Annotated in this window: 24 protein-coding genes; 13 read left to right on the forward strand and 11 right to left on the reverse strand. The window is 37.3% G+C overall.

From position 1 onward, the window contains the following. Window positions 1–300: 300 nt before the first annotated feature. The 6 genes from ACYQ0E_RS03470 to phoR all read left to right on the forward strand — a co-directional run bounded on the left by ACYQ0E_RS03470 (window position 301) and on the right by phoR (window position 7,957). Window positions 301–2,571, forward strand: coding sequence for an ABC transporter permease subunit (locus tag ACYQ0E_RS03470; protein ID WP_460186857.1), 2,271 nt, complete (start codon window positions 301–303; stop codon window positions 2,569–2,571). Window positions 2,572–2,581: 10 nt separating this feature from the next. Further along, window positions 2,582–4,222, forward strand: coding sequence for a phosphate ABC transporter permease PstA (gene pstA / locus ACYQ0E_RS03475; RefSeq protein ID WP_460186858.1), 1,641 nt, complete (start codon window positions 2,582–2,584; stop codon window positions 4,220–4,222). Window positions 4,223–4,382: 160 nt separating this feature from the next. Then, a complete protein-coding gene (pstB, locus tag ACYQ0E_RS03480) occupies window positions 4,383–5,153 on the forward strand; it encodes a phosphate ABC transporter ATP-binding protein PstB (protein ID WP_460188691.1) in 771 nt (256 codons plus the stop codon). A gap of 55 nt (window positions 5,154–5,208) precedes the next feature. Further along, entirely contained in the window at window positions 5,209–5,949 is a 741-nt protein-coding gene (gene phoU / locus ACYQ0E_RS03485; RefSeq protein WP_460186859.1) for a phosphate signaling complex protein PhoU, read from the forward strand. A gap of 29 nt (window positions 5,950–5,978) precedes the next feature. Continuing rightward, window positions 5,979–6,677, forward strand: a complete 699-nt coding sequence (phoB, locus tag ACYQ0E_RS03490; RefSeq protein WP_460186860.1) for a phosphate regulon transcriptional regulator PhoB — start codon at window positions 5,979–5,981, stop codon at window positions 6,675–6,677. Between the two features lie 2 nt (window positions 6,678–6,679). Next, window positions 6,680–7,957 carry a phosphate regulon sensor histidine kinase PhoR gene (gene phoR / locus ACYQ0E_RS03495; RefSeq protein ID WP_460186861.1) on the forward strand — a complete coding sequence of 426 codons (1,278 nt, stop codon included), beginning with the start codon at window positions 6,680–6,682 and terminating at the stop codon, window positions 7,955–7,957. 267 nt (window positions 7,958–8,224) lie between these two features. Here the strand turns inward: phoR and ACYQ0E_RS03500 are convergent, their stop codons facing one another. Next, window positions 8,225–9,796, reverse strand: a complete 1,572-nt coding sequence (locus ACYQ0E_RS03500; RefSeq protein ID WP_460186862.1) for an inorganic phosphate transporter — start codon at window positions 9,794–9,796, stop codon at window positions 8,225–8,227. A 286-nt stretch (window positions 9,797–10,082) separates the two neighbouring features. Here ACYQ0E_RS03500 and ACYQ0E_RS03505 point away from each other — a divergent pair, with 286 nt between their 5' ends. After that, window positions 10,083–11,042, forward strand: a complete 960-nt coding sequence (locus ACYQ0E_RS03505) for a PstS family phosphate ABC transporter substrate-binding protein (protein WP_460186863.1) — start codon at window positions 10,083–10,085, stop codon at window positions 11,040–11,042. Between the two features lie 146 nt (window positions 11,043–11,188). On the opposite strand, the gene ACYQ0E_RS03510 is transcribed toward ACYQ0E_RS03505, so the two are convergent. Continuing rightward, on the reverse strand, window positions 11,189–11,440 hold the full coding sequence (locus tag ACYQ0E_RS03510) for a 2Fe-2S iron-sulfur cluster-binding protein (protein ID WP_460186864.1): 252 nt from the start codon (window positions 11,438–11,440) through the stop codon (window positions 11,189–11,191). 304 nt (window positions 11,441–11,744) lie between these two features. On the opposite strand from ACYQ0E_RS03510, the gene ACYQ0E_RS03515 reads away from it, so the two are divergent. Then, on the forward strand, window positions 11,745–12,593 hold the full coding sequence (locus ACYQ0E_RS03515; RefSeq protein ID WP_460186865.1) for an ion transporter: 849 nt from the start codon (window positions 11,745–11,747) through the stop codon (window positions 12,591–12,593). Window positions 12,594–12,728: 135 nt separating this feature from the next. On the opposite strand, the gene ACYQ0E_RS03520 is transcribed toward ACYQ0E_RS03515, so the two are convergent. Beyond that, a complete protein-coding gene (locus ACYQ0E_RS03520) occupies window positions 12,729–13,454 on the reverse strand; it encodes a VIT1/CCC1 transporter family protein (RefSeq protein ID WP_460186866.1) in 726 nt (241 codons plus the stop codon). Between the two features lie 53 nt (window positions 13,455–13,507). Next, window positions 13,508–14,035 carry a DsrE family protein gene (locus ACYQ0E_RS03525; RefSeq protein ID WP_460186867.1) on the reverse strand — a complete coding sequence of 176 codons (528 nt, stop codon included), beginning with the start codon at window positions 14,033–14,035 and terminating at the stop codon, window positions 13,508–13,510. Between the two features lie 234 nt (window positions 14,036–14,269). Between ACYQ0E_RS03525 and ACYQ0E_RS03530 the strand changes: the two genes are divergently transcribed. Beyond that, the gene (locus tag ACYQ0E_RS03530; protein ID WP_460186868.1) at window positions 14,270–14,569 is read left to right on the forward strand and encodes a BolA family protein; all 300 of its coding nucleotides are present in this window, start codon (window positions 14,270–14,272) and stop codon (window positions 14,567–14,569) included. 120 nt (window positions 14,570–14,689) lie between these two features. On the opposite strand, the gene ACYQ0E_RS03535 is transcribed toward ACYQ0E_RS03530, so the two are convergent. The 6 genes from ACYQ0E_RS03535 to ACYQ0E_RS03560 form a co-directional block, all read right to left on the reverse strand. Further along, a complete protein-coding gene (locus tag ACYQ0E_RS03535; protein WP_460186869.1) occupies window positions 14,690–15,265 on the reverse strand; it encodes a hypothetical protein in 576 nt (191 codons plus the stop codon). A 14-nt stretch (window positions 15,266–15,279) separates the two neighbouring features. After that, on the reverse strand, window positions 15,280–16,140 hold the full coding sequence (locus ACYQ0E_RS03540) for a symmetrical bis(5'-nucleosyl)-tetraphosphatase (RefSeq protein WP_460186870.1): 861 nt from the start codon (window positions 16,138–16,140) through the stop codon (window positions 15,280–15,282). A 40-nt stretch (window positions 16,141–16,180) separates the two neighbouring features. Continuing rightward, window positions 16,181–17,014, reverse strand: a complete 834-nt coding sequence (rsmA, locus tag ACYQ0E_RS03545; protein ID WP_460186871.1) for a 16S rRNA (adenine(1518)-N(6)/adenine(1519)-N(6))-dimethyltransferase RsmA — start codon at window positions 17,012–17,014, stop codon at window positions 16,181–16,183. Between the two features lie 73 nt (window positions 17,015–17,087). Continuing rightward, window positions 17,088–18,074 carry a 4-hydroxythreonine-4-phosphate dehydrogenase PdxA gene (gene pdxA / locus ACYQ0E_RS03550; RefSeq protein WP_460186872.1) on the reverse strand — a complete coding sequence of 329 codons (987 nt, stop codon included), beginning with the start codon at window positions 18,072–18,074 and terminating at the stop codon, window positions 17,088–17,090. Between the two features lie 205 nt (window positions 18,075–18,279). Further along, on the reverse strand, window positions 18,280–19,587 hold the full coding sequence (locus tag ACYQ0E_RS03555) for a peptidylprolyl isomerase (protein ID WP_460186873.1): 1,308 nt from the start codon (window positions 19,585–19,587) through the stop codon (window positions 18,280–18,282). A gap of 36 nt (window positions 19,588–19,623) precedes the next feature. After that, complete coding sequence (locus ACYQ0E_RS03560; protein ID WP_460186874.1) at window positions 19,624–22,053, reverse strand: LPS-assembly protein LptD; 2,430 nt, start codon at window positions 22,051–22,053, stop codon at window positions 19,624–19,626. Between the two features lie 57 nt (window positions 22,054–22,110). On the opposite strand from ACYQ0E_RS03560, the gene ACYQ0E_RS03565 reads away from it, so the two are divergent. The 4 genes from ACYQ0E_RS03565 (at window position 22,111) to ACYQ0E_RS03580 (ending at window position 25,058) form a co-directional block, all read left to right on the forward strand. Then, on the forward strand, window positions 22,111–23,130 hold the full coding sequence (locus ACYQ0E_RS03565; RefSeq protein ID WP_460186875.1) for an aminoglycoside phosphotransferase family protein: 1,020 nt from the start codon (window positions 22,111–22,113) through the stop codon (window positions 23,128–23,130). Window positions 23,131–23,141: 11 nt separating this feature from the next. Next, complete coding sequence (murU, locus tag ACYQ0E_RS03570) at window positions 23,142–23,861, forward strand: N-acetylmuramate alpha-1-phosphate uridylyltransferase MurU (RefSeq protein WP_460186876.1); 720 nt, start codon at window positions 23,142–23,144, stop codon at window positions 23,859–23,861. 61 nt (window positions 23,862–23,922) lie between these two features. Next, window positions 23,923–24,633, forward strand: a complete 711-nt coding sequence (locus tag ACYQ0E_RS03575; RefSeq protein ID WP_460186877.1) for a pseudouridine synthase — start codon at window positions 23,923–23,925, stop codon at window positions 24,631–24,633. A gap of 158 nt (window positions 24,634–24,791) precedes the next feature. Further along, window positions 24,792–25,058 (forward strand): hypothetical protein, encoded by a 267-nt coding sequence (locus ACYQ0E_RS03580; RefSeq protein WP_460186878.1) that lies wholly within the window; start codon window positions 24,792–24,794, stop codon window positions 25,056–25,058. 155 nt (window positions 25,059–25,213) lie between these two features. Here the strand turns inward: ACYQ0E_RS03580 and ACYQ0E_RS03585 are convergent, their stop codons facing one another. Beyond that, on the reverse strand, window positions 25,214–25,426 hold the full coding sequence (locus ACYQ0E_RS03585) for a cold-shock protein (protein WP_460188692.1): 213 nt from the start codon (window positions 25,424–25,426) through the stop codon (window positions 25,214–25,216). Between the last annotated feature and the right edge of the window lie 171 nt (window positions 25,427–25,597).

The raw sequence follows: 25,597 nt of genomic DNA on the forward strand, positions 1-25,597 counted from the left end.
TTCGGGTATGGTATTTCTATGAATGGCAATTAAATTTTAAAATGAATTAAATTGGTGCAATTCATTAAAAAACTTGGTGCAATAATGCGTTTATTGACTGCTACTATCAATGTGTTTTTTTGTCTCAGTATTACAGTTTTATTACAGCCAGTATATTGAAAGACTAAAAATGCAATTTGCCTGTCATATTCACTTGTTAATATTCGTTTAAATATTGAAGCACGCCTCATTTTAAAGGTGTTATAGCCTCAAATGGTGTGTGCAAAAATTAAATGAAATTATAAACAGGTTAATGAAAAGATGGCTGTAAAAATTCAAACTAAGTTAGATGCGGCTTTGAGCGGAAAAGCTTTTGATAAGCGAATCCGACGAAGAAATATAAAAGATACTGTTTCTAAATATGGTATTTCAATCGGTGGGTTGAGCGTTATATTTGCGGTTCTTCTCATTATGTTTTTTTTACTTTATGTGGTATTGCCATTATTTGTACCGGCAACCGTAGATAAAACGGCACAATACTCTGTTCCAGGTGGTCAGCAAGAAAAAACCTTGTATTACGGCGTTGACGAATATCAAACTACCGCTATTCGTTTTACCCAAAAAGGGGATTTAATTGGCTTTAATGTTAAGGATGGTGCAGTAACCTTTAATCGTACATTGCCACTTAATGGTGCTGAGATTACAACGTATAAAGTGGTTGATGAAATCAAGCGTATCTTAGCTTTTGGTTTATCAGATGGGCGCGTTTTATTTGTTCAGTATGGTTATGACGTAACTTACCCAAATGATAAACGTAAAATCACCCCTAAGGTAACGTATCCGTTTGGTGAGGATGGTATTGAACTTGCCGATAAAGCCATTACGGCACTTGCTGTAAAATCTTATGACTCTGAACTTAAATTGGCTTATCAATTACAAGGTGAAAAAACGGTTTTTATTAAGTCTTATTCTAAAACCGTGTCAATGCTATCAGACAATGTTTCTTTAGAAGAGGACGTATCTTCAAACTTTCAAAGCAATATACCGATTAAATGGCTTATGTTGGATGGAAGTGGCCGAAATTTATATTTAATTTCAGATAAAGGGGTTACCAACTATTATGATGTTTCGAATTTTTCAGACCCTAAATTAATTCAATTGGTTAATCTTGTTCCAGACAATGAAACGCCAACCACAATTCGCTTTTTATTAGGTGACTATTCCTTATTGATTGGTACGGATAAAGGGGTCGTTCATCAATGGTTCCCAGTAAGAGATCAGCATAATGATTTCTTTTTACAATCAATTCGTCAATTTAAAGTAAGTGATTCCCCCATTGAATCTATTGGTATTGAATTATCTCGTAAAGGGTTTGCTACCTCAGATTTAAATGGTAATTTTAATTTGTATCACTCAACCTCAGAACGCCATTTAGCCTCTGTAAAAGTGACAGATGCAGATACGAATTTAGTGACAATTTCACCGCGTGCAAATGGTGCCTTGGTCGAAAGTACCAATGGTTTGCTAACACATTATGAAATTGATAACGAACATCCTGACGTATCTTTTCACAGCTTATGGGGCAAAGTGTGGTACGAAGGGTATGAAGAACCTTCTTACACTTGGCAGTCCTCTTCAGCCAGTGCCGACTTTGAACCTAAATTTTCTTTAATGCCATTAACTTTCGGTACGATTAAAGCCGCATTGTATTCCATGTTATTTGCGATTCCAATTGCGATCTTAGCAGCGATTTATACTGCCTTTTTTATGGATAAAGCCACTCGCCAATGGGTTAAACCTTCCATTGAAATGATTGAAGCTTTACCCACTGTTATTTTAGGGTTTTTAGCAGGCCTGTGGTTAGCCCCTTATATGGAGGCGAACTTAGCAGGATTCTTTGCCATTCTCATTGTGTTGCCACTCGGCATTATCGGTTTTGGTTTTGGTTGGTCTAGATTGCCAGAGCACATTCGTTTAATGCTGCCTGTGGGTAAACGCGCCGTTTTAATGATTCCTGTTGTTATCTTTTTAGGTTGGTTCTCTTTAAAAATGAGCGGGCCAATTGAAAACCTAATGTTTGACGGCAATATGCGTCACTGGTTAACCGCCTCAGCAGGGATTGATTTTGACCAACGTAATGCCATGGTAATTGGCTTTGCCATGGGGTTTGCGTTAATACCGACAATTTTCTCAGTAACTGAAGATGCAATTTATAACGTACCAAGTTACTTAGTTAACGGCTCTTTAGCTTTAGGAGCAAGTGGTTGGCAAACATTGGTTGGTGTGGTTTTGCCAACGGCCAGTCCAGGTATTTTCTCGGCCATTATGCTCGGTTTTGGGCGAGGGGTTGGTGAAACCATGATTGTATTGATGGCTTCAGGTAACACGCCATTAATGGAAGTGAATATTTTTGAAGGAATGAGAACGCTTGCCGCCAACTTAGCGGTTGAAATGGGAGAGGCTGAAGTCGCCAGTTCGCATTATCGAGTGCTATTTTTAGCAGGCCTGGTACTGTTTATATTTACCTTTATTTTTAACACCCTTGCAGAAGTTGTTCGCCAACGTATGCGTCGTAAATACGGTTCACTATAGGAGCTATGAGATGAAAGATTGGTTTAATAAAGGCGAACATTGGATTTGGATGAGTTCTGCCATGGTAAGTATTAGCGTGGTGTTAGTACTTGGTTTGATGGGATTAATTACATACAAAGGTGCGGTGCATTTTTGGCCACATGCTGTGTATCAAATTCACTTAGATGAAAATGGTCAAAAACAGACGATTATTGGTGAATTAAGAGACCAGAAAAAAGGTCATGCAACGGATCCAATAACGGGCGTAGAGACACCTGTTGATCAGTATCTGATTAAAATCGGAAACCGTGATGTATACGGTGTAGATTTTAGATGGATTAACAGTAATGATCTAGATGGACCGGTTAGTGAACTTTCTAAAGATGTCATGGTGGTTGAACGCTATGAATATGGTAATGTTTTTGGCCATTTAGTGAGTGCAACCATTAATGGTCAAAAAGAGACAGATCAAGCGACGTTATTGCCCTTAATTCAAGCTCAACTTGAACGAAGTACAGAAACCCACGACAAAATTCACCATATAGAAAAAGTGAAAATAGGGGAAATTAATTACAAAATTGAGCAACTTCGTTTTGAAGAGAAAAAACTAAAAATTAGAAATGCATTTACGGATGCAGAAGCGGCGCGTTTAAAGGCTGAACGAGATGCTTATCAAAAGCAGTTTGCAGAATATCAAACTCAAACCCAAATTTTATATAAGCAACTTGAGCAATATGGCGATATGACGCTTGTTATTAGTGGTGGTAAAAAACTGACCATTCCGTTTAAAAAAGTCGTTGATATTTGGCAACCTAATAATATGAATTTTGCTCAAAAAATAGGATTTTTTGGACATTCAATCAGTAGCTTTTTATTAGATGATCCACGTGAAGCCAATACAGAAGGGGGGATTTTCCCTGCAATGATTGGAACCATCACCATGGTGCTATTAATGACGATTTTAGTGACACCTATGGGGGTTATAGCAGCCATTTATATGCGTGAATACGCTAAAGATGGTCCTGTACTTCGAATGGTCAGAATCTCTATTAATAACCTGGCAGGTGTGCCATCTATTGTTTTTGGTATTTTTGGTTTAGGTTTCTTTGTTTATATACTCGGTGGTTCCATTGATGAACTGTTTTACGGCTATAAACTACCAAGCCCCACATTTGGTACCCCTGGTCTGTTATGGGCGTCACTTACCATGGCACTACTTACGTTACCAGTGGTAATTGTTTCAACTGAAGAAGGTCTATCTCGTATACCAAGATCATTAAGAGAAGGTGGTTTGGCATTAGGGGCAACTAAGTCTGAAACCATTATGAAAATTGTTTTACCTATGGCAACGCCAGCCATTATGACAGGGCTTATTTTAGCCATTGCGCGTGCTGCGGGTGAAGTAGCGCCTTTAATGTTGGTAGGTGTCGTTAAGCTTGCACCTGAATTACCTGTTGATTCAATTGCGCCGTTTATTCATTTAGACCGTAAGTTTATGCATTTAGGTTTCCATATTTATGACGTCGGTTTCCAAAGCCCTAACGTAGAAGCTTCACAGCCTTTGGTTTATGCCACGTCATTACTGTTGGTCATTATTATTGTTGGCCTAAACATTGGCGCAATTACGATTCGTAACCGTTTACGTGAAAAATACAAAGCGCTTGAACATTAAAACATTAACCAAATTTAACTAAATCTAAGTGGACATAATGCATTTATGTCCAATTAATATTTAAATACGATAGGGCGATTTATTTAATAAATACGTCTAAAAGGAATATTTTATGAGCGATAAAAGCTTATCCATTTCATTAGAAAGAGAAGACCGAGCTATGTCTTTAACCAATGAAAAAATAGCCATTGAAGTAAAAGACTGGAATCTTTACTACGGTAAAAAGCAGGCCTTGAATTCAATTAATATGCATGTACCAGAAAATCGCGTAACAGCATTTATTGGTCCTTCTGGTTGTGGTAAATCAACCTTGTTGCGCTGTTTTAATCGCATGAATGACTTAATTGATATTGTCAATGTTGATGGAAAAATGGAATTGCATGGTGATGATATGTATGCCAAAAACATGGATGTATCAGCATTACGTCGTCGTGTTGGCATGGTGTTTCAAAAGCCTAATCCGTTTCCTAAATCGATTTATGAAAACGTTTGTTATGGCTTACGTTTACAAGGCGTTAAAGATAAAAATGTGCTTGATGAAGCCGTAGAGTGGGCGTTAAAAGGCGCAGGCCTTTGGGAAGAAGTTAAAGATCGTTTGGATGAAAATGCTTTAGGTATGTCTGGTGGTCAACAGCAGCGTTTGTGTATTGCTCGCGCCATTGCGATTAAGCCAGAAGTTTTATTACTAGATGAACCAACGTCAGCACTTGACCCTATTTCAACCTTAGCGATTGAAGAGTTAATTTTTGAACTTAAAAAAGAATTTACGATTTTAATTGTTACTCATAATATGCAACAGGCCGCGCGTGTTTCGGACTATACCGCTTTTATGTATATGGGCGATTTAATTGAATACACCGATACAGATAGTTTGTTTACCAACCCCCAAGTAAAACGTACCGAAGACTATATTACAGGTCGTTATGGTTAAGCCTTTTGGTTGTACAAAAGCGTTTATTTATAAATAAATTGAATAGGAAATTACAATGGAAAGAAAAAATTTTAACAGCCATATTTCAGGGCAGTACAACCAAAATTTAGAAGAGTTATTTAATCAAATCTTATCTATGGGTGGGTTGGTTGAAGCACAAATCAAAAATACAATTGAGGCAATTAAATGTGAAGATAAAAGCCTAGCAAAAGAGATTAAGCAAATTGATAAAATTGTTAATAAAGAAGAACTTGAAATTGACAGCTTGTGCGCACGTGTTTTAGCGCGCCAGCAACCAACGGCTTCAGATTTACGTTTAATTGTAAGCTCTATTCGTATTGCGGTTGATTTAGAACGCATTGGTGATGAAGCGGTTAACGCATCAAAATTAGCAACTAAAATGTCAAAAACCAAAGAAGTACCTTGTGATATTTTGCCTGGTTATAGCGCTCTTATTGAAATGGTTGCCATTAATTTAGATATACTTAAAAAAACCTTAAATGCATTTGCGCAATTAGACCTAAGTGAATTGTCTGAAGTGTTTGATGATGACGAACGTATTTCAGAGATAAAAAAGAAAGCATTAATAGAAATTAATGCATCTTTGAATAATAATACAGATGAGTTAGCTGAGTATATTATGCAGATGTTTATCTCAATTAGAGCCTGTGAACGTATTTCAGCGCATATTGTTAATGTTGCAGAAAGTGTGATTTATTTGGTTAAAGGCAAACAAGTCCGTTATATGAATAATGATAAGCTTGAGTCTTTTTTAAATTCATTAACCAACGATTAAGTATTATATAAAACCATTAAGGAGTGTTTATGGGGCAGAGTAAAGTTTTAGTGATTGAGGATGAAGCGGCTATTCGTGATATGTTGAAATTCACTTTATCCGCATCAAACTTCCTTGTCAGTGAAGCAAGTAATGCCGAAGAAGGTTGGAAATTAGCGCTCGATGATACACCTGATCTTATATTGCTTGATTGGATGATGCCCGGTACACCAGGTGTTGCGTTAGCTCAACGACTTAGACAAAATGATAAAACCAAAGCGATTCCAATCATTATGTTAACCGCACGTGGTGAAGAAGAAGATCAAGTTAAAGGGTTTGATTCAGGTGTGGATGATTTTGTCATTAAACCTTTTTCACCAAGAGCCCTTATTGCACGAATTCAAGCCTTATTAAGACGTCAAACTAACGATAAAGTTGAGCATAACCAGTTTACGGCAGGCAATATGCGTTTAGATTTAGAATCGCACCGTTTTTATGTCAGTGATCAAGAGGTTAAATTAGGCCCAACAGAGTTTAATTTGGTGCACTTCTTTATGTCACATCCAAATCGTGTATTTTCAAGAACACAGCTTTTAGATCACGTTTGGGGTGTAAATGTGGTGGTTGAAGAGCGTACCGTTGATGTGCATATTAGACGACTTCGTAAATTATTAGAGCCAACCAACGTGGCCGATTACATTCAAACAATTAGAGGTTCTGGTTACCGTTTTTCTGTGGTTGAGGCTTAACATTGTTTTCTAATGGTATTAAACGAGAGCTAACCTGGCTGATAACAACCGCTTGGTTAATGCTATTTTTTGCTTGGGTAACTGATTTTTGGTTAGTGTCCCTATTTTTATTTATTATGGTCTATATTGCTCGTCAGTTATGGAGCATTAAACGCTTTGAAAACTGGATGGATGCACGTAAGTTAAATGCCTACCCTCCAACATCTGGATTTTGGAGTGAATTAACCTATCTCGTTTCAAAAAAACAACGCGCTTTAGAAAAACACGCAGACCTTCATTTATATAAATCTGAACAGTTTAAAGCGGCGTCAATGCTTATTCCTGATTCCATTGTATCGTTAGAACAAAATAATAATATTGAATGGTTTAATACGGTGTCTAAAACCTTGTTAGGTATTAGACGACAAGATCAAGGCAGTAAGATAGAGTCTGTTATTAGACAGCCTGAATTTATTCAATATCTTAAAGAAAAAGATTTTTCAAAAACGCTCACGGTTAACTCATCCTATCGGCCATCTCGTACCTATCAAATGCAAATAATTCCTTATTTTGAGAACCACAAGTTATTAGTGGTTAAGGACATTACAGAGCTTTATCAACTTGCTCAAGTTCGCCGTGATTTTATTGCCAATGCTTCTCATGAACTGCGCACTCCGCTGACGGTATTACGAGGTTACTTGGAAGTCATGTTGGATACCCCTGGTGAGCATTTGGAAAACTGGAAGCTACCGCTTGAGCATATGGAAACGCAATCGCATAGAATGCAATCAATTATTGAAGACTTGCTCACACTGTCTACCATAGAATCGGACTCGATTACCGCACATAAAGAGAAAGTGGATGTTCCTAAAAAATTACAACAACTTGAAGTGGAAGCTGTTCAATTAGGGGGCGACAATCACCACTTTATTTTTGAAGTTGACCAAAATCTCAAAATATTAGGTTATCCAGAAGCCTTAAAAAGTGTTTTTATGAATCTTGTTTCAAATGCTGTACGGTATTCGCCCGACGGGGGCGATATTTATGTGCGCTGGTACGCTAAGAAAAAGAGTGTAATTTTTGAAGTAGAAGATCACGGCTTAGGAATTTCTTCTGAGCATATCCCACGATTAACAGAACGTTTTTATAGAGTAGATAAAGACCGTTCTCGTGTAACAGGGGGTACAGGTTTAGGGTTAGCAATTGTAAAACATGTATTAGAAAAACACGATGCTGAGCTAACAATAAATAGTGTTTTGGGTAAGGGAAGTACCTTTCGTTGTGTGTTTGCCAAAAAGTAAAATTAAAGGCCGTTGTGTTTACCAACACAGAGCGGTATTTAAGCGTGATAGCGTTTGTTTTATTTAAGGTCTTCTAAAGTTAAGTTTGGCTAATGTTATGTACAATATAATGGTGTGTGCTAATTTCTATATAAAGTTATAGATTACAATTTACCAGGCCTGGTAAAAACAATTGAGATTAATGGTTTTATCTGTAAAGAGAATAAAAAAAGGGCGTGTGAATCAGTCACACGCCCTTTTTTATTGGCTGTTAAACGCGATAGATTACTAAGGTAACATCATGCCTCTAATCGTAAAGTAAATTAACGCCGCCAAAATTGCAGACGCTGGTACGGTAATGACCCAAGCAGCAACAATTTTTAAGAAGGCCGAACGTTTTACAAGCTCTTTTTGATAAACTTTATCTAATGATTTACGTTCTTTTTTACTTAAATCAACTTCAGCTTCTTTTGCTTTTAACTGCGCAAGCATATCTTTCTTTTCAATGAGTGATGCTTTTTCAAAACGAATTATGTATTCTTCAACTTCCTGTTGATCAGAACCTTGATGATGATCACGAATGGATTGAATGGTTTTGGCATAACTACGTTTTAGGTATTCTCGCAAGAAACCAACCCCAAATACACCACCAACAGCAATGTGTGTTGAGCTTACTGGTAGTCCAAATTGTGAGGCAACAATAACCGTAATTGCGGCTGCCATTGCAATAGAAAAGGCACGCATTTGGTCAAGTTCTGTAATTTCAGAACCCACAGTACGAATAAGTTTAGGGCCAAATAATAATAAACCTAATGAAATACCAACAGCCCCAATTAGCATGACCCAAAGCGGAATTTCAGCTTTAGTAGAAACGCCGTGATTTTGTACAGCATCGTTAATGGCGGCTAAAGGCCCAACGGCATTTGCCACATCGTTAGCACCGTGGGCAAAACTTAATAAAGCGGCTGCAAAAATAAGCGGTACAGTAAACAGTGTATTTACGCTGGCTTTGGTATTTTCTAATGTTGCAGATTTACGTTTCGTAATAGGTTTAATAACCATGTAAACTAGTAAAGCAATGGCAAAACCAATAAGAGTAGCGGTAAGAAAGTCTACCTTCCAAATGTGCTTAAGGCCTTTCATAATTAAATACGTAGAGAAAGCCCACGCCATAATAGCCACGAGTATGGGAAGCATCTTTTGGGATGCTGCAATCATGTCGTCTCGGTAGGTAATGGTTCGTTTTATCCAGTACAAAAAAGCAGCAGCAATGATTCCACCAATAACTGGTGATATAACCCAGCTTGCTGCAATAGCACCCATTTGATCCCAGTTAGCAATATTCCATCCAGCGGCCGCAATTCCTGCCCCCAGTACACCACCTACAATTGAGTGTGTAGTTGAAACTGGTGCGCCCATTGCAGTTGCTACGTTTAGCCACATAGCACCAGCAAGTAGGGCGGCAATCATTAACCAAATAAAAGTGTCGCTATCACCAATAAGGGCAGGGTCAATAATGCCTTTTTTAATGGTGCTTACTACATCACCACCGGCTATTAATGCACCAGCAGATTCAAATATGGCGGCAATAATAATAGCACCTGTTAGGGTTAAGGCTTTAGAGCCAACCGCTGGGCCAACGTTATTGGCAACGTCGTTAGCACCAATATTAATAGCCATATAACCACCAATCATGGCGGCTACCACTAATTCAATGCTAACTGTTCCGCTTCCTGTTTGGATGTTTGATGCAAACAAAATAATCAGAATAATGAATAGTAAAGCACTACCAAAACGAAACATTTCTTTTCTGCCACGAGAGGTGGCGTTTTCAAACTCGTTAATATCACGAAATTCCATAGCTTTAACTCTATATCTTTGGATTAGGATGGTATGCGCATTGTATTAAAAATAGACGTGTAAAAGAGATTTTATTACAGAAAATTTACTAATGACTTTTAATTAATGATTAATCAGGTGCTTGTAATCGCTAGATTATGTACTAAGAGTATGATTGGTTTACGATTTTGTACGTATATTGCATGTCACGAAAGTGTCATATTTGTGTCAATTTAGTTTTACGAACGATTTCTATAATTTGCCAGGTGTTAAACAAATTCATGCAAAAAATATCGGAGTCATTATTATGAAAAAAGTAAAACTTATACTTGCAATGGGATTAGCCGCTACGGTTGGTACTGCAACAACGGCTCAAGCTTCTGAGCTACCAACTTACCAAAAAGTATCGGGCGTTTCTGGAAACTTATCTTCAGTAGGCTCTGATACTTTAGCAAACTTAATGACGTTATGGGCTGAAGAGTTTAAGCGCACTTACCCTAATGTAAATATTCAGATTCAAGCTGCTGGGTCTTCTACTGCACCTCCAGCGTTAACAGAAGGGACTTCTAATGTTGGCCCAATGAGCCGTCAGATGAAAAGCAAAGAAGTGGCTATGTTTGAATCTAAATATGGTTATAAACCAACTAAAGTTGGTGTGGCGATTGATGCTTTAGCCGTATATGTAAACAAAGATAACCCAATTGACGGTTTATCAATTCCTGAAGTTGACGCTATTTTCTCTTCAACACGTAAATGTGGTGATAAAGAAGACGTGACTACCTGGAAACAAGTTGGTGCCACAGGCGCTTTAGAAGATAAAACCATTCAAATTTATGGTCGTAACTCTGTATCAGGTACTTACGGTTACTTTAAGAAGCATGCATTATGTAAAGGTGATTACAAGTCATCTGTAAATGAACAGCCTGGTTCTGCTTCTGTTGTACAGTCTGTATCAGCTTCATTAAACGGTATTGGTTACTCTGGTATTGGTTATAAAACTGCGGGCGTTAAAGCACTTGCGATTTCTAAAAAACAAGGTAAAAAAGCGGTTCATGCAACACCTGCTAACGCTTTAAATGGTACTTACCCTCTTTCACGTGTGCTTTATGTTTATGTAAACAAAGCGCCAAACAAAGCCGCTGAACCTGTTATTGCAGAATTTATTAAATTAGTTCTTTCTAAACAAGGTCAAGAAGCGGTAGTTAAAGATGGTTATATCCCTCTACCTGCAGACTTTGCGGCTAAAGAATTAGCTAAGTTAAAATAAATTAAGTTGGTTTGGTTAAACAAGTGCAAATTTTTTTAACCACAAACTAATGTGATTTAGTTTTAAAGCACAATAAAAAACCCCGTTTATCGGGGTTTTTTAGGTTTTGTGAAAAGGAAAAAATTTACCAGGCCTGGTAAAAATGATTAGATTAATTCAATAACTACATCGGTAATAGGAATCATACTGCAAGTGAGAATTTCACCTTTTCTAGATTCATAGGCCGGGCTCTGGATCTCTTCAACTTCTCCAGAAATTAGGCGTACGGTGCAAGCACCACAGTTTCCGCCACGACAGCTGTAGGGCATATCAAAACCATTTTCATCCAACGCTTCTAACATTGAAAATTGACCATCAAACTCACATTCACCTTGTCCTACTACTGTAATTTTTGCCATGACGTTACGTTTCCTAAATTCATTTAAAAAAATTATTTTAGCAATTTAATACTCTATTTGCACGTGAGCGTAAGGTAAAGAAAATAAGGTTTCTCTAATAATTTTGAAAGTTGAATATGTTTTGGCCAAAGATTTTTTATTTAAAGGATTAAAAAAATTAATGAATACAGTAAAATAGCTAAAATTTGAGTTTTATCCTATATAGCAAAAAAGACCATAGGACTTACCAGGCCTGGTAAAAACCCAAAATAAACCCAAAATAAACCTAAAATATCATTCATTTAATAAGTGAGTAAGCGTAGCCATGACTTGGTTAGATTTTCAAAACCGTTTTCAACAAATTAGAGACAATAAAGTTTTTGAACTGTTTGTTATCTCCGTTATTATTTTTTCATCCTTAATGATTGGAATACGAACCTATCATTTACCTAGCCCCTTAGAAACCGCTTTAATTGCTTTAGATTACGCCGTCACGCTATTTTTTGTAATAGAAATTACAATTAGAATGGCCGCTGAAGATCGTTTTAGAGACTTCTTTAAAAAGGGTTGGAATATTTTTGATTTTGTTATTGTGGTGGTCAGTTTAATCCCACTTGATGACTCTGAATACGCGTTAGTTGCACGTATGCTAAGACTGTTCCGTGTCATGCGTTTAATTTCATTTATTCCAGAACTGAGAGTATTAGTGAGTGCGTTAATTTCAGCCTTACCAAGAATGGGCTATGTTGCACTGTTGATGTTTATTATCTTTTATTTATATGCCGTTATTGGAAACATGTTGTATTCGCAACTTAATCCTACTTTATGGGGCGATTTAGGTGTGTCCCTGCTTACGTTGTTTAGGGTGGCGACCTTTGAAGATTGGACTGATGTTATGTATGAAGCGATGACTTTATACAGCCTTAGTTGGATTTATTTTATTACCTTTATCTTTTTCTCGGCTTTTGTGTTTTTAAATATGATGATAGGCATTGTCGTAGAAGTGCTTGATGAAGAGCATAAAAAAATGGAAGCGGAAAATGAATCGAAAAATAAGCTTGTTGCTGAAGAGTTTAATGACATTCAAAACCATGAACAAAAAATGCAGGCTGAAATTGCTTTGTTACATCAAAAACTGGATACCTTGTTAGCGCAACAATCTATAAATAAATAAAACAAACGCGTGTGTTATAAACAATAAAAAGGCCATTAATGTAAATTAATGGCCTTTTTTATAGCTGATTTAACTTTGCTTGCTTATCGATAGGTTAATTATTTTTACGTTAGCAGAAAATATGTTAAATAAAAATTAAGCCGCAACGCCAAAAAACGAGCCGACTAATGAGGTCATTGCCATAGCAATGCTTCCCCAAATAACAACACGTAAAGCGCCTTTTGTTTTGTTAGCTCCGCCTACCCAAGCGGATAATCCCCCTAAAATACCTAACAGTATTAAAGAGGAAATAATAATGACTGTACCCATGTTAGACATGGGTAATACGGCCACCAAAATAACAGGAATAATACCGCCTGTCATAAACGATACTGCAGAGGCTAAAGCTGCTTGAATTGGGTTGGCGCTATGAATCTCTGATAAACCAATTTCATCTTTAAGGTGTGCGTCTAAAGCATCGTGTTCCATTAATTCATGAGCCACTTGCATAGCCGTTTCTTTACTAACACCTCTTTGCATATAAATGAGAGCAAGCTCTTTTTTCTCAGTTTCCCAGTCTTCCTCAAGGGCTTTTTTTTCAATTTCTAAATCGGCTTGTTCGGTATCTGATTGTGAACTAACGGAAACATATTCACCCGCAGCCATTGCTAATGCGCCTGCCACTAAAGCGGCAATGGCGACCAGTAAAATATAGTCACGTTCTGCATTAGCAGCAATGACCCCAACAATTAGGCTAACAACGGAAATTATGCCGTCATTTGCCCCTAAAACAGCCGCTCTAAGCCAACCCATTCGGTGGCTGTAGTGCTCCGTCATAAGATGTTCATTTAAATCATCTGCATTGTTCATGGGCTTTGTCATGATGTTTCTCTTGATTTAAAAGCAGTGAGTAAATAGTGTTTTGAGGGTGTTATTTACCAAACTAATAATTTATAGCCTTTTTCTTGCAGTGTCATTAATGCCGCCGCACCAACTTCAGCGTATTCTGCAAATGGACGAATATCCGCATCTGTCCAACCAATTGTTTTCATGGTATTGCCACAGGCAACCCAGCGAACATTATAATCTTTAGCTAAGCTCTCAACGCGTTCATAAGTGAGTGGGTCAACCTTACGTAATGGTTTTTTAGCCAACACATGTATGCCTGGCCCAATAGCAACAACGGCAATAGACACATCGTCCCCGTAAAGTTGAATTAACGCTTGAATTGAGTTTAAGATATGAGTTTGGTAATCGGCATCCGATTTATCAAACATATAAACCGCTTTGTGGGTTGGAGGATCACCCGGAAAACGATCTTTAGTTGGTCCAGTCACTTCAGGTGTTAACTTTAATGTGTGTTGACTTGCAGTGGTGTCTGTTTTTGCTGTATCTGCGGCATAAACCGCAAAGCTAGAAAAAAACACGCTAAAACTCAATATTGCTGTAATAAATAAACGCATAGGTTTTCCTTATAACTTTGGTTTACAACGTTGGTCTATACTTTAAAAAGTAAGGTTTGGGTTTGTCCGCTTGGCTTTCACCCTTAGCTTATAACGTTGTTAAAATGTGTGAACGACTTTATTGTATGTTGAAATCTCACATTAAAAAGCGAACTTGTAATAAAATTGTTTATATCTATGATTAGCTGAGTTTATTATAAACTTCACCATTAAAACGTTTAAAGGATTTAAAAAATGATTCAACCGCAAATCGAGCAAGCCATCAATACGCATTTTGATGTTCAGTTTATGGAACTATTAAATGAAAGTCATATGCATTCTGGGCCAGCGCCTGAATCACATTTTAAGCTCACATTAGTGTCGACGAGTTTTGATGGTTTAAATAAGGTAAAAAGACAGCAAGCAATATATAAAGTATTGGTTGATTTAATGCCACAATTTCATGCTTTGGCGTTGCACACTTATACTCCAGCAGAATGGCTTGAAGCAGAACAGAATGCGCCTAAATCACCTAAGTGCACGGGTGGTCATTAATATTAAGGTTTTAAGGTGATTTGAAGGGTGTTGAATCTTCTTTTTACATTATTAAACGGTTTTACCAGGCCTGGTAAAACGATAAATTCACGATTTTAACGTAGTGTAAAAGAGTGTGTTTTAAGCGACAGGATCTTGAAAGTTTTCTTCTCTTTCGGGATCAATTTCTGGGTACGTTAAATACCAAATTCGGCTAAAGTGTTCGGAGTCTAATTTATTTTGCAAAAGTAAGATTGCCTGTACATATTGTTCAATATATTGATAGTGACCTTTTTTTAAAGACTGCCAAAGATGTCGATATTTATTAGGTAAAAAATGTTTAAAGTGCGGGATAAGTCCAAAATCCCCCTCAGTCTGTTTAATACGCAGCATGACTTCATGACGGGCTGCAATTCTGTAATTTCGTTCTTGGCCTTCAAACATTTTACTTACCCAAAATAAAATCACAGCGCCAACAATAAAGCTAGCAATAGGTTGGTCAAAAATAAAACTACCGAGTAGGGTAATAAGAACCAAAATAATGGTGCTAACAGGTATGGTTAAAATAGATACCCAAATCTTATTGCCTTTCAGTTCGGTGGCAATTGTCTGAATATTAAATTGTTGAACGTCTACATTTTTTAGGCGTCTAATCATCTCTTCTGCGGAAGGGATATGTTGCATTTGTTCAACGTCTAATTGCTGCTCTTCTTCCATAGGTTTTTTTAGTCTTATTTTTTCTTTTTAAGTTTAGGTTTACATTGTTGTTTGCAGTCAAGCGTAAAGCGCTGTTTGCTTTCCATTGCATAGGCGGTCATTTTTCCGCCCCATAAACACCCTGTATCAGTGGAGTGTACATGATAAGCATCTATCGCACCAAGCGTTGACCAATGCCCAAAAAATATTTCATAGTCTTTATTACGTCGGTTTGAAAAAACAAACCAAGGTTGATACTCAGACTCATTATTTTTAGAAGATGAAGGCACGGACTTTAAGTCAAAATCTAATTTACCGTTACTGTCGCAATAACGCATGCGTGCAAAAGCATTAACAATATAACGTAGGCGTTTATGGCCAGTTAAACTGTTTTTCCATTTATTAGGTTCAGAACCAAATAAATGGTTGACGATGTAATCTTGCCAGTCATCCTTTTTTAGTCTTTTTTGTACTTCTAAAGCGTAGGTTTGAGCTTCACTAATAGACCACTGTGGCGGAATACCAGCATGAACCATAACGGAATTAAAAAGAGGGTGGGTAACCATCAATGGTTGTTTGCGTAGCCAGTCCATAAGTTCATCCACTTGTGGATGTTCTAATATAGGTTGCAAGGTGTCTGATTTTGAAACAAATTTTTGTAAGCCACAGTAAGCCGCAAGTAGGTGAAAATCATGATTACCCAAAACAATATTGGCTTTACCTTGTTGGCTTAATTTCTTAACAAATTGTAAACACTCTAGTGATTTAGGGCCACGATTTACAATATCACCCACAAACCATAAATGGTCATGATCGGGGTGGTAATTAATTTGGGTTAATAACTGTTGAAGTTCATCGTAACAGCCTTGTAGATCACCAATTACGTAGGTTGTCATAAGAAAAGTTCGCCATTAAATTAGGTTGATTTTTGAATTGTTATTGTGCAGATTGTAATGTAATTTGATGATAAAGATTAGCTAATTCAACAAACTTTTCAACACTTAATGTTTCTGCTCGTGCCGTTGGGTTAATGCCGCAAGATTCAATTTGCTCTGCATCCAAAGTGCCTTTTAATGTGTTTCGCAAGGTCTTACGTTTTTGGCTAAAAGCTTGTTTAACTAAATCTGCAAACGCCTGTTCATTATCCGCAATAAACGGTTTTTGTTTATAGGGTAGTAAACGCACAATGGCCGATTCTACTTTAGGGGGAGGTGTAAAGTTCTCTGGCCCAACGGTAAATAGATATTCAGTTTCACAAGCATATTGAATCATGACACTCAAACGCCCGTAAGCTTTAATGCCAGGTTTTGCGGTAATACGATCAACGACTTCTTTTTGTAACATAAAGTGCATATCAAGAATATGATCACTGTAATTTAATAGATGAAACATCAACGGGCTAGATATGTTGTAGGGTAAGTTGCCCACAATACGCAGCGGTTGTTCGGGTTCAAATTCTAAGAGGGTACTGTAATCAAAGGTTAAGGCATCAGTATGGTGAAGATGAAATGCAGGCTTGCTAGCAAAACGTATTTTTAGTGGACCAATTAAATCATTGTCTATCTCAATAATATCCAAACGTTTAACGACATCTATTAACGGTGTCGTTAGTGCCGCTTCACCAGGGCCAATTTCTACCATGTGATTATCAGGTTTAGGGCGTATAGACGCTACAATTTGATCAATAACTCGGCCATTATTTAAGAAGTTTTGCCCAAATTGTTTCTTGTGTTTGTGCCCTGAAGAACGACCTGATTTTTGTTGTGCCATATTGTTGTGCTCTTTAATTTGGGTGTGATTATTGTAGAGATATTTTGGTGTAAAGGTCTTTTATAAAAAGAGATTAAGAATTCGCTTGGCTTTGTGCCATTTGTAATGCCACTTCTATAGCGTATTCAAAACTTCTTACGTCGGCTTTGCCAGACCCTGCTAAATCTAAAGCTGTTCCATGATCAACCGAAGTGCGAATAAACGGTAAGCCTAAGGTAATATTAACCGCATTACCAAAACCCATATGCTTTAACACTGGTAACCCTTGGTCATGGTACATGGCTAAAACAGCATCGGCATGTTTTAGGTATTTTGGGGTAAATAAAGTGTCAGCTGGTAATGGGCCTGTTAAATGCATTTTAGAGCGTAATGTTTCTAAAACGGGTTCAATAACGTCAATTTCTTCACGTCCCATGTGACCGCCTTCGCCTGCATGAGGGTTAAGCCCCGTTACAAAAATATGTGGTTTCTCAATGCCAAATTGGTTTTTAAGTGAATCATTGGTAATGGTTAACACATCGTTTAACAAGGTTTTGGTAATGGCCTTGGATACATCTGCTAATGGTAAATGGGTTGTAGCAAGAGCGACTCGTAAACCGGGGGTTGCCAACATCATAACAACTTGTTTGGTGTTGCTGTCTTCAGCCAGTAATTCAGTATGCCCAGTAAACGGTAGACCTGCTTCATTAATCACCCCTTTGTGCACGGGCCCTGTGACCATGCCTGCAAATTCATGATTCATACAACCTTTAATAGCGCGTTTTAGCATCTTAATGACATAAGCCGCATTTGCGGTATTAAGTTGGCCATCAATAACTGGTTCAGGCGTTTTGATTTCGTCTATTACCATCTGTTGTTTTTTACTAGGTTGAGCGGGTTTATTGGCATCATAGTCAATAAAGTTTACTTCTAAACCTAAACATTGCGCACGGTGTTGCAATAAGGCCTTGTCGGCAATAACCACCAGCTCAATAGGCCAGTCTTTTTGGGCAAGTTGTAAAACAAGATCTGGACCAATTCCAGCAGGTTCGCCAGAGGTAATAATTAAACGTTGAGTCATAATAGGTTCACTTTTTAATGCTTGGTGATGGTTTTTATATTGAGTTTGATATTTATGTTGATTGAAAATGAAAGGTACTAAAAATAAAAAGCAGAACCTTTATCAACTCTCGTAAAAGGAGAGGGTTAAGTATTCTGCGACATGCTCTAGTGTAGGCAGTTTATAGAATGAAAAGGAATTTATTCTATAAACCACCACCCGAGTTCTATTTTATTTGAACATAGGCTTCATCTTTTAAACGGCGTAACCAAACATCAAACATTTCATTTGCTTTACGAATACGTATTGCTTGAATGGCTTTTTGAGTTTGGTCTGTATCAGATTTACTGATTTCTCGTTTATCATCAAGGTATAGAATCATCCAACCTTTATCGGTTGCTAACGGCGGTAAAGCGGTTTTGTTAGCTTGTTGTCTTACATCCTCACGAATCACTTCTGGGATTTTATCAATTGTACGCCAACCTAAATCGCTATCGGCATTTACCTGCGCTGGAATATCTGGATATTTTGTTGCTAAAGCTTGAAATGCTTGCATGCTATGAATCGATTGCGTCAATGTCATTAGATCTTTAGGCACCAGTGATTTATCAACATCATCGCTTAAAATAATAAAACGGTATAAATGATATTCAGTAATCTCATCTGCTTGACTGGTGTCTTTTTTATCAGCCAGTTTAATTAGATGAAACCCACTGGCACTTTGAATAATATCGCTCACTTGGCCGACTTTCATATTTTCAATGGCTTTTGCAAAAAAGGTCGGTACTTCAGATTCTTTCATCCAGCCTAAATCACCACCTTGTAAAGCTTTACCACCATTAGACTCTCGTACCGCTAGTTGTGAAAAATCTTCACCTTCCTGAATACGCTGTTTAAGTTTGGTGATTTTATCTAAAGCTTGCTGACGTTGTTCTGGCGTAGCAGATTCAGGTAGAGCAACTAAAATGTGGTTTAGTCTAACTTCTACGTTTTTATCGGCTAATTGTTGACGTTTTAAGTAGTTTTGAATTTCATTTTCTGTGACTAAGGCTTTGCTAATCACTTCTTCGTCACGTAATTTTTGAATCAGGATTTGTTTTTTGATACTTTCACGCGCTTTTTGAAAACCATTAGGCTGTTCAATGTCTAAACGATTACGTAATTGCATTAAACTCATATTGTTTTTATCGGCGACACTTTTTAAACGTGCATTAATTTCATCATCAGGCACTTTTAAGCCTAACTCGTTAGCACGTTCAATTTGAAGTTCTTCTAATATCATAGAGTCTAGGACTTTTTTTCTTAAGTCATCTACATCATTAACTTGGATATTTTGTGCCGCCATTTGACGCGTTTGTTGATACATTTTTTCGCTTAATTGACTTTGTAAAATAACATGGTCATTGACTACCGCGACAATTTTATCTAAAAGTTCTTCGCTGGCGTTAGCGGTTGCACTGTATAAACCTACCGATGACAAGGTTGCTAAAACCGTAAAGAGCGAAAAGAGTGCTGAATGTAGAGTTTTTTTCATGCGTTTGCCTTTTAAAGCTTTTGTATTGAAGAATGTTTAAAAATTAAGTTTATCATTTAGTTCTTGTTTAAATTTGCTACCGCTTGAACTTAGCCCTTTAAGTTCAAATTGGATTCCAATGCCGTCATTATACAAGCCATTTGAAAGTTGTGTGCGTTCTGCAATAATTTCTGCCGCCCAACAGCAAGAGTCGTATCGTAAACCGATTTGCGTTTCATATAAATCTTTTTCACGCATGTCGTAACTACTGTATATACCCAGGTTCCATGTGTCATTGATTTGGGTGTAACCGCCCATTGAAAGCATCTCTGTTTCATCGTCTTCATATTTGTTATATAACGAGTGGTTGATTAATACGGTGGTTTTATTAGTTGGTTGCCATCTAATACGGCTATTGGCATTGGTTAAAGTGTAATCAGTGCGATCCAATTGCATGGTCGAAGAGGCATACCAATCTTGTAACGTTAAACCAAATTTTACATAAATATCCGAAAAATCATTTGTTTCTGGTACGTCATCAAGGGTGACTTTACGATCAGATAAATAGGCAATTTGCCCAATACCCGCTTCGGCAACTTGCAAGCCTTGTGACGTTAATAGTTTGGTCGTTAAGGCGGCAGAAATTTGTGATGTGTCACCAATGCGGTCGTAACCTGTAAAACGATTAAAGGCAAACAAGTTACTAAAAGCAAGGCTGCTATTATCGGTATCAAATAAGGTGATATCGGATTGATTTTGATAAGGGGTATAAAGGTATTGAACTTCTGGTTCTAAGGTTTGAGTATAGCTTTGACCTGCTAAATTTATGTCACGTTCAAACGTTAAACCACCACGTACCGCAAATTGCGGAATAAATCGGTCTATGGTTGTTTTATTGGAAGGGTTGTAGCCATTGTCTTTCATGTTGTATTGCGTTGCATTAGCGACCATGGAGGTTTGTAGGTAACCATAATTATTTTGCAGTTTATGTGTCAGTATTGGTGAAAAATTTAAACGTGTACCTTCTGCTTTGCCGGCAGAAGATACGGGGTTTACAAATTCAGTCGCTGTACCATTTAAATCGAAATTAAAGTTGCCTATGTATTTACTGTAAGTGGCGCCAATCTCTGGACGTTTTTCATAGTTAACTTCGGCATTTTGTAGACGTAAATAACTTAATAATTGAATATAAGAACTAAAGTTACCGTCATTGTAATTAAGCTGTGCAGTTCTCAGTTTTTGAGTGGCGGTTTTTAACTCAGTTTGCACTGGGATATCGGCAAAAAAGTTTTCATCTGAAACTTCGTCCCAATCAATATTACTGCTAAAACCATACCCCCAATTTTGTTGGGCTTTAATGCTTGCACGCCAACGGTCGGTGACTTTATCACCATAAACCAAATTACCATCTGTGTCTGCTGATACCAGGCCTTCTGATTTTGTAAGTTGATCTTGCAGGCCTGTTAAAGTAATTTGTGCTTGATGGGTTACACCGTAATCTTGACGAATATATCTAAATTCATTCTCTAAGGCTAAACCACGTTGAGTCATAGGAATCGCCGTTAAGGTGTCATCCATATTCGGCGCAATATTAAAGTAATATGGAATTTTAAGATATTGATTGGTAGAGGTTTGGGTTAATGATTTATAACTACCAATTTCTGGAAACAGCAAACCGCTCGCTCTATCATCTAAAGGGTATTCAAAATAAGGCGTGTAAAAAACAGGAATATCTTTAAAGTATAAAATGGTGTTTTTACCAACTACTTTACGGGTTTTATTGTCAATTTTAAGTTCATCAAATTTTAAATCCCAATCGGTTGATTGATCTTTATTGATTTTACAGGTCGTTAATGACGCTTTTGCCAATGCCGCTTGTTGGTCTTTTTCATTAATGGTAATTTGTTTAGACTTACCATGAACACGACTCGGTAACATTTGGTATTGAGTCTCATCCAATACCGCTGTTTTACTGTTGTTATTGATGTGGGCGTGTTTGGCTAGAATGGTAATTTCGGGTTGATGTAATTCTATATTGCCGTCAAATTGAGCGGTTTTTTGTTGTTTATTAAATGTGGCGGTATCACTTAATACCACAAGCCCAGGTTGCGTAAAGACGGCTGCGCCAGATAAAAAATACTGATTACTATTAGGCTGCGTTAACTTATCCGCTTCAAGGTGTTGTTCAGAAGGTGCGTTTGATTTTGCCCCTTTGATTAAAGGCGGAATCACTTGTGGTTCAGCAATTAATGCTGGTGCGCAGGGATTATTATTTAATTGCAGCGCATTTGGATTTAATGATTTATCGTTGTTAATAGCGGCTGAAGGTGTACTGGAATTTGACCAGGCCTGGTGTGGCGTTAAACATAAAACAATAAGTAATGCTTTTAACGGGTTTGTTGACTTGTTTTTAGATAGGTATTGAAGCCTAATAAGCCATTGTTTAGGATTTTTTTGCATTACAAAATGTGACTCAGGATTTGACATCTAATAGAGAATCATTAATTATTCACGAACCGCTTATTTTAACCGAGTATTTACCTTATGAATGAAAGATTTCAAATGATGTTAAATTGGCTTGATACATTGCCACTTTTACAAGGCTGTGATGTGACACATCCAGAACCTGCTTCAGCCGATGCCAGCTTTAGGCGTTACTTTAGAATCCAAGCGCAATGCGCTACAGGTTCGCAAAGCTATATTATTATGGATGCCCCTGTAGAACATGAAGATTGCCGTCCATTTATCGCCGTTTCTAACCAATTGGTTGAGATGGGATTAAATGTACCTAAAGTGTTAGAACAAAACTTAGATCAAGGTTTTTTACTGCTAAGTGATTTAGGTAATGTGACCTATCTGTCAGAGTTAACCAAACGTAATGAAAGCCAAACAGACCAGCTTTATGGCGATGCATTAAGTGCATTAGTCACTTTGCAAACTCAAGGTGATAAAGCGGCACAAAATTTACCGGTCTACGATGAAAAGCTTTTAAGCACTGAAATGTCACTGTTTTCAGATTGGTTATTAGATAAGCATTTAAATATTGGTTTAAACACTTTAGAACACCAGGCCTGGCAAAATACACAAAACATATTAATTGAATCAGCTTTAAAGCAACCTCAAACGTATGTACATCGCGATTATCATAGCCGTAATCTTATGGTTACTGAGGATGATAATCCGGGTATTTTAGACTTTCAAGATGCGGTAAAAGGACCAATAAGTTACGACGCAGTTTCTTTACTAAGAGACTGTTATATCTCTTGGCCAGAACAGCAAGTAACAGAATGGCAACGTAATTATTTTTTACAGTTATGTGATAAAAACGTAATGAAACGTGATGAGTGGTCTCGTTTTCAAAAAAGTATGGATTTAATGGGAATTCAACGCCATCTTAAAGCATCGGGTATTTTTGCTAGGTTATATCATCGTGATGGTAAAGACGGCTATTTAAAGGATATTCCGTTAACGCTTAATTACATTGCCAAAGTAGGCGCTCATTATTCAGAAATGCACAGTCTGGTCGATTTGGTAGAAAACAGAGTTTTACCAAAATTTAATTAAAAAGGTTAACAATGTCTTTAGCAAAATCTTTAACGACAGCACCTGTAACGGCCATGATTTTAGCGGCAGGGCGCGGCAAACGATTACGCCCCATTACCGATTCAATACCCAAACCCTTGGTGGCATTGTGCGGTAAACCGTTAATTGAATATCATATTGAAAAACTGGCCAAAGCAGGTGTAGAGCATATTGTTATAAACCACGCTTGGCTTGGCCATAAGTTAGAAGAAACCTTGGGCAATGGTTCACGTTGGAATATTAAAATAAGCTATTCACCCGAGCCAGAAGGTGGCCTAGAAACCGCAGGCGGTATTATTAACGCTTTACCATTAATAGGGTCAGACCCCTTTTTAGTGATTAATGGCGATATTTATTCCGAAATGGATTATACAGGCCTGGTAAAACAGGCTATAAAAATGCAATTAGAACCAAATACTAAACGACTTGGGCATTTAGTTTTAGTGCCGAGTCCAGAACATAATGCCAAAGGCGATTTTGGTTTAGACAGCCACAAATATGTGACTGAACATGGTGAGTATACCTTTGCAGGTTTTAGTATTTTGCACCCAAAATTATTTGCAGGACTTGCGGTTGATTTTCTTCCATTGGCTCCCATCTTACGTAAAGCCATGCAAAAGCAAACAATAACTGGGCAGTTAGAAAATGCGTTATGGTCAGACATAGGCACAATTGAAAGACTGCAAGCAACTGAAGCCATTGTTTGTCCATAATTATTTACATAATGAACGGCTTACCTTGTTTATATAAAACACCAGGCCTGGTAAATTTATTTTGACTTCAAATACAGCAATTCGTATTAATAAATGGCTAAGCGAAATGGGCGTATGTTCGCGTAAACAGGCTGATTTATGGATTACCCAACAGCGTGTTAGTGTTAATAATACGCCCGCTTTTGTCGGGCAAAAAATCTCTCCAACAGATATTGTTGCAGTGAACGGTCTGGTTGTAAATAATCGCCCAAAAGCGATATTTTTGCTTTATCACAAACCTATTGGCGTGGTTTGTACCCATGATTTAAGTGTTAAAAATAATATAGAACAGGCCATTAATTACCCGCAAAGAGTGTTTGCAGTAGGGCGGCTTGATAAAGAGTCCGAAGGGTTAATTTTATTGACTAATCAAGGTGATGCGGTCAATAAAATTATGCGTGCAGAAAATAAACAACCCAAGATTTATCGGGTTTGGGTAAATAAAATTCTGAGTAAAGAGTTTATTGACCACATGCAATCTGGTGTAGCGATTTTAGATACGGTTACTTTGCCGTGTCAGGCTAAAAAAATCAGTGATGTGTGTTTTGAAATAACGTTAACTCAAGGGTTAAATTTGCAGATACGAAGGATGTGTAAAGCTTTGGGGTATCAAGTTATGCGTTTACAACGAATACAGATTATGAACTTTACTTTGGAGCAAATTCCCGTAGGACAAACTCACCTTTTAACGGATAAACAAACCCACGATTTACTTACATTGTTAGACCTTTAAGAGGCGTTAAGTCAAGATGGCAGTTAATGGTTAACTTGAGATAACTTTTGAGTAAAAAACAGTTGGTTTTATTCGCTAGAGATTTAAAATGAAATTAAGCCAATAGAGATCAGTAAAGGTCTCAATAAATCAAGAACTCATATAAAAAAGGAAAAAACATGAGCCATAAACATAAAGCCATTATTGAAAAAGTATTTGCCCACCCAATCGCTACTAACGTGGATTGGAAAAAATTGCAGCATACTTTAGAGCATTTTGGTGCCACGATTGAATTGTCTAATAGTAATAAAGCTAAAATCTTTATGAAAGATCAAGAATTAATTGTAGGGTTACCTCACCACGGACATGAATTGGCAGATAAAGAAGAAATTACTAAGCTACGTCATTTTTTAGAAGCGGTAAGCTTAACACCAGAAACGGTTTAATCAGCTGTTAGTGGAAATGACAAGGATGTTGTTTTTACTAAACAGTTGGTAGGTTGTGTTGATTATTGTTACTAATAAAAATAAGTCTACACAAAAACAAAAGGCCTGAATGGAAAACCATTCAGGCCTTTTTTTATGCCATGAAGTATAAAGGATTATCCTTCGATAACTTCAATGTTTTCTGCTTGAGGTCCTTTTTGACCGTCAGTAACAGTAAACTTAACTTTCTGACCCTCTGCAAGAGTCTTAAAGCCAGATCCTGTAATTTGACTGAAGTGAGCAAATACATCAGGTCCTGAATCTTGTGCAATAAAACCAAAGCCTTTTGTTTCGTTAAACCATTTTACGGTGCCAGTAGTAGACATAATCTAATCCTAAATTTTCATGGACCTTTGTGCAATTTATTTTGCAAAGGTCTTTTAATAAGTAAAACTTGCCTGAATATTCAGGCAGACATTCTGTTAGATTTAGCAGTTACTTATTGAAAATCAGACCGTAGCGTTAACGAACGAAATGGAAAACAAAAAATAGTGCATTTA

Source organism: Thiomicrorhabdus hydrogeniphila (assembly GCF_054656895.1).

Bases quoted from the DNA above. Each gene is read 5' to 3' on its own strand.
- ACYQ0E_RS03470 (WP_460186857.1), top strand. From the start codon at position 301: ATGGCTGTAAAAATTCAAACTAAGTTAGATGCGGCTTTGAGCGGAAAA.
- pstA (WP_460186858.1), top strand. From the start codon at position 2,582: ATGAAAGATTGGTTTAATAAAGGCGAACATTGGATTTGGATGAGTTCT.
- pstB (WP_460188691.1), top strand. From the start codon at position 4,383: ATGTCTTTAACCAATGAAAAAATAGCCATTGAAGTAAAAGACTGGAAT.
- phoU (WP_460186859.1), top strand. From the start codon at position 5,209: ATGGAAAGAAAAAATTTTAACAGCCATATTTCAGGGCAGTACAACCAA.
- phoB (WP_460186860.1), top strand. From the start codon at position 5,979: ATGGGGCAGAGTAAAGTTTTAGTGATTGAGGATGAAGCGGCTATTCGT.
- ACYQ0E_RS03500 (WP_460186862.1), bottom strand. From the start codon at position 9,796: ATGGAATTTCGTGATATTAACGAGTTTGAAAACGCCACCTCTCGTGGC.
- ACYQ0E_RS03505 (WP_460186863.1), top strand. From the start codon at position 10,083: ATGAAAAAAGTAAAACTTATACTTGCAATGGGATTAGCCGCTACGGTT.
- ACYQ0E_RS03510 (WP_460186864.1), bottom strand. From the start codon at position 11,440: ATGGCAAAAATTACAGTAGTAGGACAAGGTGAATGTGAGTTTGATGGT.
- ACYQ0E_RS03515 (WP_460186865.1), top strand. From the start codon at position 11,745: ATGACTTGGTTAGATTTTCAAAACCGTTTTCAACAAATTAGAGACAAT.
- ACYQ0E_RS03520 (WP_460186866.1), bottom strand. From the start codon at position 13,454: ATGACAAAGCCCATGAACAATGCAGATGATTTAAATGAACATCTTATG.
- ACYQ0E_RS03525 (WP_460186867.1), bottom strand. From the start codon at position 14,035: ATGCGTTTATTTATTACAGCAATATTGAGTTTTAGCGTGTTTTTTTCT.
- ACYQ0E_RS03530 (WP_460186868.1), top strand. From the start codon at position 14,270: ATGATTCAACCGCAAATCGAGCAAGCCATCAATACGCATTTTGATGTT.
- ACYQ0E_RS03535 (WP_460186869.1), bottom strand. From the start codon at position 15,265: ATGGAAGAAGAGCAGCAATTAGACGTTGAACAAATGCAACATATCCCT.
- ACYQ0E_RS03540 (WP_460186870.1), bottom strand. From the start codon at position 16,140: ATGACAACCTACGTAATTGGTGATCTACAAGGCTGTTACGATGAACTT.
- rsmA (WP_460186871.1), bottom strand. From the start codon at position 17,014: ATGGCACAACAAAAATCAGGTCGTTCTTCAGGGCACAAACACAAGAAA.
- pdxA (WP_460186872.1), bottom strand. From the start codon at position 18,074: ATGACTCAACGTTTAATTATTACCTCTGGCGAACCTGCTGGAATTGGT.
- ACYQ0E_RS03555 (WP_460186873.1), bottom strand. From the start codon at position 19,587: ATGAAAAAAACTCTACATTCAGCACTCTTTTCGCTCTTTACGGTTTTA.
- ACYQ0E_RS03560 (WP_460186874.1), bottom strand. From the start codon at position 22,053: ATGTCAAATCCTGAGTCACATTTTGTAATGCAAAAAAATCCTAAACAA.
- ACYQ0E_RS03565 (WP_460186875.1), top strand. From the start codon at position 22,111: ATGAATGAAAGATTTCAAATGATGTTAAATTGGCTTGATACATTGCCA.
- murU (WP_460186876.1), top strand. From the start codon at position 23,142: ATGTCTTTAGCAAAATCTTTAACGACAGCACCTGTAACGGCCATGATT.
- ACYQ0E_RS03580 (WP_460186878.1), top strand. From the start codon at position 24,792: ATGAGCCATAAACATAAAGCCATTATTGAAAAAGTATTTGCCCACCCA.